We start from the raw sequence: 13,030 nt of genomic DNA, 5'->3' as shown, positions 1-13,030 counted from the left end.
CGTGCTGCTTCCAAATATAAATGATCCGGAGCAACTGAAAACATTGTCGGTGCCTGAGCTGGACACTCTGGCAGAGGAGATCCGTAGGTTTCTGATTGAGAAGCTTACTGTTACCGGCGGGCACCTCGGATCCAACCTGGGGGTAGTGGAGCTAACACTGGCCCTGCATTACTGCTATGACAGTCCCCGGGACAAAATGATATATGACGTAGGACACCAGGCTTATGTCCACAAAATTCTGACCGGCCGTCAGGACCGCTTTGACACGCTTCGTAAGAAAGACGGTCTTTGCGGCTTTGTAAAACGTTCGGAGAGTGAGCATGATGTCTGGGAGGCCGGACACAGCAGCACCTCATTGTCTGCAGCCATGGGTATGGCGATGGCACGTGACCTTAAGGGTGAGGACAACAAAGTTATCGCTGTAATCGGTGATGGTGCCCTGACCGGCGGGATGGCCTTTGAAGCATTGAATCATATTGGCCATGAACGCCGCAAGCTGATGGTCATTCTGAATGACAACGAAATGTCCATCGCTCCTAATGTAGGGGCAATGCATAATTATTTGAGCAAGATCCGTTCGGACCGTCATTATCTGCGTGCAAAAGATGAGGTTGAAGGACTGCTGAGAAGAATTCCGGCAATTGGCGGAAAGCTGGCTAAGACAGCCGAGAAGCTGAAGGACAGCCTTAAATATATGATGGTTCCAGGCGTTCTTTTTGAAGAACTGGGCTTCACTTACCTGGGTCCGGTGGACGGCCATGATATTGAGAAAATGATCGAAACCTTCCATCAGGCGGATAATGTATCCGGACCTGTTCTGGTGCATGTGCTCACTACCAAGGGCAAAGGGTACAAACCGGCTGAAACCGATTTCTACAAATCACATGCGATTTCTCCTTACAAAATCGAATCCGGCCAGTCCTTGAAGGCAGTCGGCAATCCTCCGATGTACACGGAAGTATTCGGGCAGACGCTGATTGAACTGGGCCATGAGGACAAACGGCTGATTGCTGTAACTCCGGCGATGCCGGGCGGATCGGGACTGTTTCCGTTCGCCAAGGAATTCCCTGACCGGATGATCGATGTCGGTATAGCCGAGCAGCATGCCGCGACACTCTGCGCAGCACTCGCCATGGAGGGGATGAAGCCGGTGTACGCCGTCTACTCCACCTTTATGCAGCGGGCCTACGATCAGATCGTCCATGACATTTGCCGCCATAACGCCAATGTCATGTTCGCGATTGACCGTGCAGGCTTTGTCGGCGCTGACGGCGAGACCCATCAAGGGGTATACGATATTGCCTTTATGCGTCATATTCCGAATATGGTCATGATGATGCCTAAGGATGAGAACGAGCTTCGCCATATGATGAAGACGGCACTGGAATATAACGACGGGCCGATTGCCTACCGGTATCCGCGCATTGACGGAACCGGCGTGGCTCTGGATCCCGAACTGCGCGTTCTGCCGATCGGTTCCTGGGAGCGGCTGCGGCCTGGTGATGATTATGCGGTGCTGGCCTGCGGCCCGATGGTTCAGGTGGCGGAAGAAGCAGCAGAGGTGCTGAAGCGAGAAGGCATTCAGGTTGGTGTAGTGAATGCACGTTTCTTGAAACCGCTCGACAATGCCATGCTGCTGGAACTTGCCCATGCCGGAACCTCCATGGTAGTTATGGAGGAAGCCAGCCAGGCAGGAAGCCTTGGCAGCGCGGTACTGGAATTCTTTTCGGAACAAGAAATTTATGATGCCCGTGTCCATTTGATGGGCGTTCCGGATATCTTTATCGAGCACGGTTCCGTCAAGGAACAGCGCCAGCAGACGGGACTTACCGTTGAAGCGCTGTGCGCACGCATCAAAGCGATGAAGGCGCTCAGCAAATATACCTACAAGACGACTTCTACTTCCTAAAGTCAGGAAGAGAATCTCGTTAGCCCAAGAATGATCGGGAGATGAACATGGAACACCCTAAAGAACGGATAGATGTATTGTTAGTAGAGCAAGGTTTTTATGAGAGCCGGGAGAAGGCCAAGGCCGCGATTATGGCCGGTCTTGTTCTGGCGGATGAAGAACGGATCGAGAAAGCCGGCATGAAGGTGCCACGCAGCTCCACCCTGAAAGTGAAGGGCGCTGTGCACCCTTATGTCAGCCGCGGCGGCCTCAAGCTGGAGAAGGCGCTACGCAAGTTTGAGATCGGCTTGAACGGACGGATTATGCTCGATATTGGAGCTTCCACCGGCGGGTTTACTGATTGTGCGCTGCAGAACGGGGCAAGCTATGTCTATGCCATTGATGTCGGTTATAACCAGCTGGACTGGAGCCTGCGCAATGATGAGCGGGTCAGCGTGATGGAACGGACCAATTTCCGTTATATGACGCCTCCTGACCTGCAAGGTCCGGTTCCGGACTTCGCAAGCATTGATGTATCCTTCATCTCACTCAAAATTATCCTTCCTCCGCTCAAAGCACTGCTGAACCGTCCGGCAGATATTGCGGCGCTGATTAAACCGCAGTTCGAGGCCGGACGTGAGAAGGTTGGCAAATCCGGCGTAGTGCGTGATCCGGCGGTTCATAAGGAAGTGCTGGTGAATGTGCTGACTATGGCTGCTGGTCTTGGTTACCGGCTGGAGGGGCTGACGTTCTCGCCGATTACCGGCGGGGAAGGCAACATTGAGTTCCTGGCGCATTGGAAACTGCTGCCTGAAGCAGAGGCTGCCGCAGGTGAAGCGCAGCCGGAAGTGGCTGCTGCTCCGCTCAGCCCTGTTGACAATTTCGCGGCGTTGGCTGATGACGTTATCAAGGAAGCCTCTGCAACCTTTACTGCGAACACCAACGGAAACTCATCGAAAAAACGATGAGTTTCTTTTGCTTGAATGGAGAAGGCTGTGTCCAAAAAGCAGGATTTCAGCGCTGCTCAAGCGAATAAATCACCGAGGTGATTGTGTTGGCAAGCTCTGATAAAACCGTTATGGTGCTCATTGGACTGGCGGTTGCGATATTTCTGGTTTACCGGATCTATATATGGCTGCAGAGTTCACCGCGGTCCTTCATGAAGGACCGGGTGCCGATCAACAGTGTGATTACGCCGCATCCTTCTATTGAGTTGCTCGAGGCAGCAGGATACGAGGTGATTGGCGGCAAACTGAAAATCCCGCTTGCTTTTAATGTTGACGGATCTTCAATGTACAGCAGGCTGTTTATCGACTATGTGGCCAGCAAAGAAGAGGATTCCTTTTACCTGGTGATTCTATCCCGTCCCCGTAAGGAGCTGGAATTCACCGGCAGCGCGCTCCGGGATGCACTTCTGCCGTATTTACTGATTTACCCTGACTGCAGCGGCGTGCTGTACGTCAATACCGTATCGTCTGCCATACATGTGATTTCGCTCGGCAGGGATGACGGGGAATCCAATTAATGTTCATCTTTTAAATACAGGAGGCAATAATGAAGGGACACAGGCATATCAAGATCCGTGAGATCATTACACAGAAAGACATTGAAACACAGGATGAGCTGGTGGATTCGCTGCGTGAAGCGGGCTTCCAGGTTACCCAGGCGACAGTATCAAGGGACATCAAGGAGCTGCTGCTGATCAAGGTGCCGATGGATGACGGAAGATATAAATATTCGCTCCCGACCGACCAGCGTTATAATCCGACACAGAAGCTAAAAAGAGTGCTGGTGGATAATTTTGTCCAAATTGATTACTCCGGCAACCTTGTGGTTATGAAATGTCTTCCGGGAACGGCTAACTCGGTGGCGGCGCTGATTGATAATATTGACTGGCCGCAGATTATGGGCACCATTTCCGGCGATGACACCATCCTGATTATTTGCCGACAGCCGGAAGACAGCAAGAACGTAATTACGCAAATAATGGGATATATCTCCTGATTTCTATACAAACAAGTTTCATCCATTCATGGGAAACATCTTTCCGGAGGTGCAGTATTCGTGTTAGAGACCTTGTCGATCCGCAATCTAGCCGTTGTTGAAGCGGTAGATGTGCATTTTTATCCTGGTTTTCATGTACTTACAGGGGAGACCGGCGCCGGGAAATCGATCATTATCGATGCGCTGGGTCTCATTGCCGGCGGCCGCGGTTCCGCGGATTCCATCCGCTACGGCTGCGAAAAGGCAGAGATGGAAGCCCTGTTCAGCCTGCCCGCCGGCCATCCGGTGTGGGAAACGCTGGAGCGTCTGGGCATCGGGGGTCATCGTGAAGAGCACCTGGTCATCCGCCGGGAAATCACCTCCCTTGGCAAAAGCACCTCGCGCGTCAACGGGCAGATGGTTAATCTCAGCATGCTGCGTGAAATCGGTGAGCAGCTGGTAAATATCCACGGCCAGCATGAGCACCAGAATCTGCTTAAGGCGGAGCGTCATCTCGGGCTGCTGGATACGTATGGCGAAGCCGTGATCGGACCGCTCAAAGCCGATTATCAAGAGAAATATTCCGCGTTTGCCAAAGTGGAAAAAGAACTGCGGGAACTTCAGGAATCCAGCCAAAAAGCGTATCAAATGCTGGATTTGTACCGTTTTCAGCTGGAGGAAATTTCTTCTGCGCGATTAAAACCGGGAGAAGATGAATTACTTGCCGAAGAACGGGTCAAACTATCCCACAGCGAGAAAATGATGGATTCGGTCTCCGGCGCATACGAGCTGCTGTATGACAGGCAGGGCCTGGAGTCCATCGGTAATGTCATCTCCCGGCTGGAGGATGCGGTCCGTTACGACGAGAAGGGGCTGCGCTCGGTACTGGATCAGCTGCAGTCGTCCTATTATCAGCTGGAGGATGCCGCTTTTCAACTGCGGGATTATCGGGAGGATATCGAGTTCAATCCGGCCCGGCTGGAGGAGATCGAGAACCGTCTTGATCTGATTACCGGACTGCGCCGCAAATACGGGGACAGTGTCGAGCAGATTCTGGCATATTACGAACAGATTCACCGGGAAACGGATCTGCTGGAGAATAAGGATGAATATATCGAGAAGCTGACCGTGAAACGGGATGGCCTGCTTAGCACATTAATGGAAGCGGCACGGGCACTTAGCAAAGCGCGTAGTCAATGTGCGGCAGACCTCTCCACTCAGGTTGAAGGCGAGCTCAAGGATCTGCAGATGGAGCGGACATCGCTCCAGGTCAAGCTGGATACGCTGGAGGATCCGCGGGGCGTAGAATACCAGGAGCGCCGGTACCGGCTGACCCGGCAAGGTATCGACAGCGCCGAATTTATGATCTCCCCGAACCCGGGGGAGCCGCTTAGACCGCTCGGCAAAATTGCCTCAGGCGGTGAGCTGTCACGGATTATGCTGGCGATGAAGAGCATTTTTGCCCGGACGGATGCCATTCCTGTGCTGATTTTTGATGAAGTGGATACCGGGGTCAGCGGACGCGCAGCCCAATCCATTGCCGATAAGTTGTACAAGCTGTCCTCCACCTGCCAGGTATTCTCCATTACACATCTGCCGCAAGTGGCCTGTATGGCCGATCATCAATATCTGATCCGCAAAAAAGTCGAGGACGGGCGCACAATGACCGAAGTGGACTCCCTCACAGCAGAAGGCAGAGTCATGGAGCTTGCCCGCATGCTGGGCGGCGTGGAAATTACCGAAAAAACATTGCATCACGCACAGGAAATGCTCGGTCTGGCCGAGGCCAGCAAAGCAGCCATAGGGTAAGCGGGACAATGATTGACAGTAATAAAAGCCTGGGGGCAAGGTTATCTTATAGGTACGCAATTGGCGACCACCTTTTTCGTCAAGCGAAAGAAGCAAAAGGGAGCGTGACAGCCATTGAAGCCGAACCTCAGGAAGTTAATGCCCGGCCTTTTATTTGCCTTCTTTCTCAGCTTATCAGGCATAACGGGACCTCTTCAAAGCTATGCTGCACCGCTTGATCAACTAAGCGAGCAGGTGCAAGGAACTGACCAGGAGCTTAAGGTTATTCCGGGTGGTCAGACGATTGGCGTGAAAGTAAAGTCTGCAGGTGTACTTGTTGTTGGCCATCATTTGATTGAAGTGTCTGAGCAGTCCAAGCTTTCCCCCGGAGAGAACAGCGGGCTTGTTCCGGGTGACCTGATGGTCTCCATTGACGGAGTGAAGCTGGATGAGGTATCCAAGGTAGCGAAGCTGGTGGAGCGTGCAGGCAAAGCAGGAGAGGCTCTGACCATCGTGTACAAACGCGGCGGTAAAGAGCATACTGCAAGGCTTAATCCCGCTTATGACCGTAATGACAAGGTATGGAGACTGGGGCTGTATATCCGCGATTCCGCGGCGGGTGTCGGCACCTTAACCTTTTATGCTCCGGAGCAGGGAGTTTATGGCGCTCTGGGCCATGTCATTACGGACATGAACACCGGAACTCCGATTGTGGTGGGCAGCGGTCATATCGTTCAATCCACTGTAACCTCGATCTCCAAGAGCCAGGATGGTGATCCCGGAGAGAAGCGTGCTGTTTTTCTCAAGGAGAGCCAGGTGCTGGGAAATGTGCAGAGCAATACTGATTTCGGAATTTTCGGCAAAATGACCAAGAACCCCGAGCACAGCCTTTACAAACAGCCGATACCGGTTGCGATGAGCAATGAAGTGAAGGAAGGGCCGGCGCAGATTCTAACCGTGGTTGACGGGCAGCAGGTGGAGCGGTTTGATGTGGAGATCATCCATGTAGCACATCAGCAGACGCCAGCAACCAAAGGACTGGTGCTGCGCATTACAGACCCGCGCCTGATTGAGAAGACCGGCGGAATTGTGCAAGGCATGAGCGGCAGTCCCATTGTGCAGGACGGGCGTTTAATCGGAGCGGTAACCCATGTATTCGTCAATGATCCCAAATCGGGGTATGGCTGCTTCATCGAATGGATGCTCAAAGACTCCGGTGTAGCAGAGCAAATAGAAGGTTCTCCCTACAATCTTAAGGCGGTATAGCCTTAAGATTTTTTTGTCGAAGCTCAGCGATAAACATCGAAAGATGAAATAAAATAATTAATTATAATCCAACGCCGAAAAAAAATAAAGAAAAATAATTTTCGACAGAAGGATATTTAGAGTGCATGTCGAAAATGTAAGGGAGGACAGATAAATGCTAATTATAAATTGCAGAGATGAATAAGGAGGAAGCAGCCAGTGCAGAATATTGAAGTGTTGTTGGCCGATGATAATAGGGAATTTACAAACTTGCTTGCCGAATACATTACGGAACAGGAAGATATGACCGTAACGGGCATCGCCTACAATGGTGAAGAAGTGCTTCAAATGCTTAGCGGGGCAAGAAAAATTCCCGATGTACTTATCCTCGATATTATCATGCCGCATTTGGACGGACTCGGCGTTCTGGAACGCCTGCGTGATATGGATCTCAATCCTCAACCGAAGATTATTATGCTGACTGCATTCGGCCAGGAGAACATCACTCAACGGGCTGTGCAGCTTGGGGCCTCTTATTATATTTTGAAGCCATTCGATATGGAAGTTCTGGCCAACCGTGTACGTCAGCTGGTCGGTGCACAGGGCAGCATGAGCAGTTCCCCGAACATGTCCAATTATTCCGGTTCAAGAGCATCATCCAATAACAATGTTGTGCCGCTATCCAAGGGCAAGAATCTGGATGCCAATATAACTTCGATCATCCACGAAATCGGTGTACCTGCACATATCAAAGGATATCAGTATCTGCGTGAAGCGATTACGATGGTATATAACAATATTGAAATTCTCGGAGCCATTACCAAAACGCTCTACCCTGCCATCGCGGAGAAGTTCAAGACCACTCCATCCCGCGTAGAACGGGCCATTCGCCATGCAATTGAGGTCGCCTGGACCCGTGGCAACATCGACAGCATCTCCCACCTGTTCGGCTATACCATTAATATCTCCAAATCCAAGCCAACTAACTCGGAATTTATTGCCATGGTAGCCGACAAGCTGCGCATTGAGCATAAGGTATCTTGAAACGCTGGTGTAACGCGGAATGAGGACGTTTGATAGAACGTTTGTTCACGTCAACTATTACGTTCGTTGAACGGAGATTCCGATAAACTGTCGGTGTGCGACTCCGTTAAACTTTCCGTATTCGCCAAAGTAGCAGGCGCAAATTTATCAGACGTTTAGCTACACTAAATCTTAACGCAAATATGCGGTATATTCAAACATGCGTCAATCTCTCCGGAGGTTGGCGCGTTATTTGTGTTAGCCTATGTCGGCAAATTTTACGCCTTCAAATATATAATCAAAGGGAGACTTTATTATGGAGTACAGAGAAAAAAGAAAAATGATCCTTGAAATGCGAGGGGCTAAAGAAGAGCTAACTATGCAGTCTGCTATTAATATGTTTATCAAATCACGGAAACTAAAAAATCTGACAAGTAATACTACGGCTTCTTACGTCCAAACGCTTTCTAAATTTACAGAGTTCTTAGAAGAAAACGAAATTAGTAAACCTAATGATGTTATTCTTGAAGATGTGCAGGAGTTCATACAAACACGCATGAATTTAGGTAATAGCGCACCGACAATTAATAAGTACATACGAAGCCTACGTGCATTTTATAACTTTCTCTGCAGCTCTGGATATATTACAGAAAATCCCATGGAGGCTATCGAAAAACTCGTAGAGGAGAAGCGCGTTCTAAGGACGTTAAGTCGCGATCAAGTTATGGCATTACTCGCAGTACCAAACCGCTCGACTCCTGCCGGCCATCGTAATTACGTCTTCATGCTGCTTCTACTTGATACCGGCATGAGGCTGGAGGAAGCGTTAAGTTTTCGCGTTGAGGACGTGCATTGGCAGGAACGCGTAATCAAGGTTTTCGGTAAGGGAAGGGTGGAGCGCCTAATTCCTTTCAGCGATGTTCTGGGGCTTAATCTGCGCGAGTATTTAGAAATTAGAGGAGAAGGGGCTAGAGGTATTTTTTTCGTGAATATCGATGGAGAGCCGCTAAAGAGGCGTACCATTCAGGAAGAAATCTCAGATTACGGGCAGATAGCTAGCATAAAAGGCGTTAGAGTATCTTGTCATTCCTTAAGGTACACGTTTGCAAGAAACTACATAATGAACGGGTCTGACACCATAAGCCTAATGAAAATAATGGGTCACAAATCACTGCATATGGCGCAATTGTATGCAGATATGTTTCCGGCAGACTTGTCAAAGCAACACGAAAAGTTTTCTCCAATAAGTTCATTACTTAATTAATAGGAGACGATATGGATAAGCGAATTGGAAGGAATTATAAATCGAGACGGTCTACTCGAAATGATAAGAAATTAGAGGATCTTTTTGAACAGTTTCGCCTTGCTAAGAAAGCGGAGGGGCGCTCAAAACGTACATTTCAAACATATGAGGATAGTTACAGATATTTTTGCGAGTATCTGGATATGCAGGGCGTGGAACGAGTCTTTAGCTCTGTTACTCCGGAATCGGTACGATCATATATGAGCTGGATGTTAAATGACAAGAGAAAGTGGGAAGGACACAACCACAAAGGGGAACATGAAAAAACAGTGGGACTCTCGCCAGTAACTGTAAATACTAAAGTCAAGGGACTTAAAACCATGTTTAAATTCTTAAATGAGGAAGGTTACATTCCTACAAATCCACTTGCTAATATAAAGAAAGTAACGGAGCCAATTAAGGAAATACAAATTCTTTCTGTGCAAGAAATGAAGAAACTACTTTCTGTAATAGATAAGAGTACATACGCTGGTTTTCGTGATTACGTTCTAATAACGGTATTGATTGATAGTTCGGCTAGAATAGGAGAGGTAGTTTCTCTAAATAAGTTGGACGTAGATTTTAGGAGGGGAATGCTGTTTTTTAACGAGAACGTAGTTAAGACTCGGAGAGCGCGCAGAGTACCAATAACGAAGCGTACCGTTCGATTGTTACGAGAGTTGATATCAGAGAATGAGGAATTCGAAACCGACCACATCTTTCTTACAAACTACGGCCTGCCATTATCAAGCAATCAATTTCGTCAAAGACTAAAGAAACACTCCATTAACGCCGGATTAGAATTAAGGATTCACCCATATATTTTCCGCCACACAGCAGCAACCCTTTTTTTAGAGAATGGCGGAGACGTACATCATTTGGCCCAAACTTTGGGTCACGCCGATATTCGAATGACTTCTCGTTACGTACATCTCTCAGAAAAATCCGTTAAAGATCAGCATGACCGGTACTCAACAATAAACGATGTCGTCGGAAAGCTTGGAAAGGACCGGAAGATTAAGCGCACAACCTAACACAACCAAGCTGGAAAGCCCAGGTAAGGCCGACCGGCTTTCTCTTCGTATGGATAACAGTACACTATTGATATCTTATCAGATTATGTAAAGGAATCCCTAGATAGGTGAGGAGGGATTTTATTTACTATAAATGAAATAGTGAGTAAATAGAAGAAAAAGAGTGAAATAACGAGATATGCTCATTTTAACGATAGTACTATTTTCAGCTGAAATCGAGAAAATGGGGACAAAAGTAGACTTAATGTAGACAAGAACCAGCATAATGTAGACAAAAATCAAGTTTTCAAATAAATTCACTAATTTAACTGTATATAGCTAATTGTCAAATAGGGTATTTCGTCAAATTGAACAAAATTTATCATTAACATATAATTAATTGGAGAAGAGAAAGCTGATGTGAAGGAAGGGGGGGGGAGGAGAATGTTGACTATAAACGAAGCTCTGACACTAATGATATCGTTCGCTTCATTGGTATTAGTGATAGACAGAAAAAAGCGGAGCTAAAATAACCGGCCATCCGCCAAGATAACGGTTATCCCTCCGCTGTAATTACTCAATGTAATTGTACGCTTATTCCACTTTAGGCACAACAGGGATTGCTGGGAAAATTGCGAATTAGTTCGCGGAACTCTGGCGCTCCCTGTTGAGGAGTACTCAGTAATTTCTTTGATCTAATAGGGCTAGCGTCTTATCGCATATATTATCATAATGGAGAAGTTTGATTCTTTGTTGAATTAGGTGTTCCCGTCTAATCCTACGTGTCTTATCCACTAGGTCATCCCTACGCCCAGCTACGACCACATAATGAAAACGAGTAGGGTCTAAGGAGTAAAATTCGTCAGGTAGTTGGACATCAGGATGCTTACACTGCTTTAGCCTGTTGGTAATATCATTATAGTTTGATATCAAAAAACTCTCCCAGTCTTTTAGTTGGCTTATTCCCTTCCTATACGCGTCTCCAAGATCTCCGCTTTTTATAGTGATTCCGTTAACGGGATGTTCTAGTTCAACGAATATGAAGGAATATCCGTCGGAATTACTTCCAACTAATAAATAATCTGCCCTATATTTGCCAATTTGGAATTCAGGGAATACATAAGCATCATGATGACCAAAGTCATAATAAGAGAATATTGAGCCTATTAGGTAGAATGCTTTAGTTTCTTTGTTGATAAAACGTAGGATTTCAAGTTCATTTTTAATCGATCCACCATTAAGCTTCATTAAGAATTGCCCTACTGTGGCCTCGATTTCTTCACGATTTTCTAGGTCTACGAAGTCTAAATAGTTATTTGGAAATAAGCTTTTGTTGTGTCTTACTGCCTTCGGATATTCTCTAAATAAATTTCTAGTTACTAACTTTCCTATCCTGCCTTCTTTTTCCTTGTCTTTGATTAAAGAATACGCTTCTAGTTCCTCAGATGTTAAAACATTATAGTTTCTTCTGTATAAATTCAATGGGATTGTCCTCTCTTCCAAGCATTTCTAAATTTAGTTTAACATAAGTAAGAGATGACTTATAGCCCAAATGAATTGATGTTCAGGTCACGGCAATCGGCTTAATTTCAATACTTTGAGTTCCATAACTTACCGCGCCAATCTACGCCAGCCACGCGCTATAATTAGCGTGAGGTGATTACGTGTATATTTCTCCGATGTTACTCGAAACTGCGGCGGCCCCGTTCTCGGATTCGCGCTATATCTACGAGCCGAAGATCGACGGTCACCGCTTACTATACGATCAACCTGACGCTAGCAGCGTTCACTTATATACACGCCATAACAACGAATGTACGCGCCAATACCCAGAAATCAGCGTCCCTTTCCCGCACGACATTACGCTAGACGGCGAAATTGCGTGCGTTGATCCGCAGACCGGCGCGGTCGACTTTGAATCCGTCATGTCGCGGTTCCAGGCGCGGCGATCCGATACTATACGCCGGCTTATCGCTGAGTTACCGGTCACATACGTTATATTCGATATCCTGCGCTATAAGGGCGAGGACCTCCGCAATCGGCCGCTAATGGAGCGCAAGGCAATCCTCGCGGGCCTGGCGTTACCTAACGCTCACTTCGGCGTCACTCCATACGTTGAAGGCGCCGGCGAAGCGTTATTTGCGCAAATGCAGGCGCGAGCTATGGAGGGCGTTGTTGCCAAGCGGAAGGACAGCGTATATGAAACCGGTCGGCGGTCCGCTCAGTGGCAGAAGATCATTAACTGGACGTATGCCGACGTTTATCTTAGCGGATATAAGAAAGCGGAGTTCGGCTGGCTCACGTCTGTGCCGGACAATCGCGGAAAAATGCGGCCGGCGGGCGTGATTGAGTTCGGCGCTTCACCTACGCATAAGAAGGCGTTCTACGGCGTCAGTAAGGCGCTGATTACCGGCGAGGACAGCGACTTCGTGTACGTAGAGCCGCGCATTAGAGCACGCGTGAAAATACGAAATTGGACTCGCGCGGGTATGTTGCGGAGCCCTGTGTTTACGGAGTTTATCGTTTAGGCCGTCTAGCTTACGTATTTAAATGTACAGGTAGCGCGCATATAGTATTCGCCGCGCACCTTGACGGAGGCCACCGTAATTTCTTCGATAAGTCCGCTGCCGGCGAGTTCGTTTCCGATGAATATAACGATAGGCAGGCGCTCCATTTGCGCAGTGTAAAAGTGAACGTTAGAAGTTAGCGGCTTCATAAATCGGCTCATATGCGTTGTCCTTTCGTGAGGTATTATGTCTATATTCGCCATAATTTGCGCTAGTTCCTTCCGGTGGACTCGCGCATTAT

The 13,030-nt window shown here is 48.1% G+C and carries 13 protein-coding genes; 11 read left to right on the top strand and 2 right to left on the bottom strand.

The window, feature by feature from the left end; genetic code table 11:
• Position 1: 1 nt before the first annotated feature.
• From dxs to L6H70_RS28905, 10 genes are all read left to right on the top strand, one after another.
• On the top strand, positions 2–1,909 hold the full coding sequence (dxs, locus tag L6H70_RS08970; RefSeq protein WP_236332008.1) for a 1-deoxy-D-xylulose-5-phosphate synthase: 1,908 nt from the start codon (positions 2–4) through the stop codon (positions 1,907–1,909).
• A gap of 47 nt (positions 1,910–1,956) precedes the next feature.
• Positions 1,957–2,856 (top strand): TlyA family RNA methyltransferase, encoded by a 900-nt coding sequence (locus L6H70_RS08965; RefSeq protein ID WP_236332006.1) that lies wholly within the window; start codon positions 1,957–1,959, stop codon positions 2,854–2,856.
• 86 nt (positions 2,857–2,942) lie between these two features.
• On the top strand, positions 2,943–3,413 hold the full coding sequence (locus tag L6H70_RS08960) for a hypothetical protein (protein ID WP_236332003.1): 471 nt from the start codon (positions 2,943–2,945) through the stop codon (positions 3,411–3,413).
• Between the two features lie 29 nt (positions 3,414–3,442).
• Positions 3,443–3,892 carry a transcriptional regulator AhrC/ArgR gene (ahrC, locus tag L6H70_RS08955; protein ID WP_279306740.1) on the top strand — a complete coding sequence of 150 codons (450 nt, stop codon included), beginning with the start codon at positions 3,443–3,445 and terminating at the stop codon, positions 3,890–3,892.
• A 60-nt stretch (positions 3,893–3,952) separates the two neighbouring features.
• Positions 3,953–5,680, top strand: coding sequence for a DNA repair protein RecN (recN, locus tag L6H70_RS08950; protein ID WP_206101237.1), 1,728 nt, complete (start codon positions 3,953–3,955; stop codon positions 5,678–5,680).
• A 114-nt stretch (positions 5,681–5,794) separates the two neighbouring features.
• Positions 5,795–6,925: a SpoIVB peptidase gene (gene spoIVB / locus L6H70_RS08945; protein WP_236332001.1), complete on the top strand. Its 1,131-nt coding sequence runs from the start codon at positions 5,795–5,797 to the stop codon at positions 6,923–6,925.
• 198 nt (positions 6,926–7,123) lie between these two features.
• Positions 7,124–7,948 carry a sporulation transcription factor Spo0A gene (gene spo0A / locus L6H70_RS08940; RefSeq protein ID WP_236331999.1) on the top strand — a complete coding sequence of 275 codons (825 nt, stop codon included), beginning with the start codon at positions 7,124–7,126 and terminating at the stop codon, positions 7,946–7,948.
• Between the two features lie 295 nt (positions 7,949–8,243).
• The gene (locus L6H70_RS08935; RefSeq protein ID WP_236331997.1) at positions 8,244–9,191 is read left to right on the top strand and encodes a tyrosine-type recombinase/integrase; all 948 of its coding nucleotides are present in this window, start codon (positions 8,244–8,246) and stop codon (positions 9,189–9,191) included.
• A gap of 11 nt (positions 9,192–9,202) precedes the next feature.
• A complete protein-coding gene (locus L6H70_RS08930; protein ID WP_236331995.1) occupies positions 9,203–10,243 on the top strand; it encodes a tyrosine-type recombinase/integrase in 1,041 nt (346 codons plus the stop codon).
• 423 nt (positions 10,244–10,666) lie between these two features.
• Positions 10,667–10,750, top strand: a complete 84-nt coding sequence (locus L6H70_RS28905) for a putative holin-like toxin (protein ID WP_405132629.1) — start codon at positions 10,667–10,669, stop codon at positions 10,748–10,750.
• Positions 10,751–10,900: 150 nt separating this feature from the next.
• Here the strand turns inward: L6H70_RS28905 and L6H70_RS08925 are convergent, their stop codons facing one another.
• The gene (locus L6H70_RS08925; protein ID WP_236331993.1) at positions 10,901–11,704 is read right to left on the bottom strand and encodes a Shedu anti-phage system protein SduA domain-containing protein; all 804 of its coding nucleotides are present in this window, start codon (positions 11,702–11,704) and stop codon (positions 10,901–10,903) included.
• A gap of 182 nt (positions 11,705–11,886) precedes the next feature.
• Between L6H70_RS08925 and L6H70_RS08920 the strand changes: the two genes are divergently transcribed.
• Positions 11,887–12,750 carry an ATP-dependent DNA ligase gene (locus tag L6H70_RS08920; protein ID WP_236331991.1) on the top strand — a complete coding sequence of 288 codons (864 nt, stop codon included), beginning with the start codon at positions 11,887–11,889 and terminating at the stop codon, positions 12,748–12,750.
• 5 nt (positions 12,751–12,755) lie between these two features.
• On the opposite strand, the gene L6H70_RS08915 is transcribed toward L6H70_RS08920, so the two are convergent.
• Entirely contained in the window at positions 12,756–12,950 is a 195-nt protein-coding gene (locus tag L6H70_RS08915; RefSeq protein ID WP_236331989.1) for a hypothetical protein, read from the bottom strand.
• Between the last annotated feature and the right edge of the window lie 80 nt (positions 12,951–13,030).

It is taken from the genome of Paenibacillus auburnensis, from assembly GCF_927798115.1.
In the GTDB taxonomy this organism is placed as follows: domain Bacteria; phylum Bacillota; class Bacilli; order Paenibacillales; family Paenibacillaceae; genus Paenibacillus_AQ; species Paenibacillus_AQ auburnensis.
This window is presented reverse-complemented; position numbering and strand designations above follow the sequence as displayed.

What these genes read in the sequence shown, in the direction of transcription:
- L6H70_RS28905 (WP_405132629.1), top strand. Translation starts at nt 10,667, where the DNA reads ATGTTGACTATAAACGAAGCTCTGACACTAATGATATCGTTCGCTTCA.
- L6H70_RS08935 (WP_236331997.1), top strand. Translation starts at nt 8,244, where the DNA reads ATGGAGTACAGAGAAAAAAGAAAAATGATCCTTGAAATGCGAGGGGCT.
- ahrC (WP_279306740.1), top strand. Translation starts at nt 3,443, where the DNA reads ATGAAGGGACACAGGCATATCAAGATCCGTGAGATCATTACACAGAAA.
- L6H70_RS08915 (WP_236331989.1), bottom strand. Translation starts at nt 12,950, where the DNA reads ATGAGCCGATTTATGAAGCCGCTAACTTCTAACGTTCACTTTTACACT.
- L6H70_RS08965 (WP_236332006.1), top strand. Translation starts at nt 1,957, where the DNA reads ATGGAACACCCTAAAGAACGGATAGATGTATTGTTAGTAGAGCAAGGT.
- L6H70_RS08930 (WP_236331995.1), top strand. Translation starts at nt 9,203, where the DNA reads ATGGATAAGCGAATTGGAAGGAATTATAAATCGAGACGGTCTACTCGA.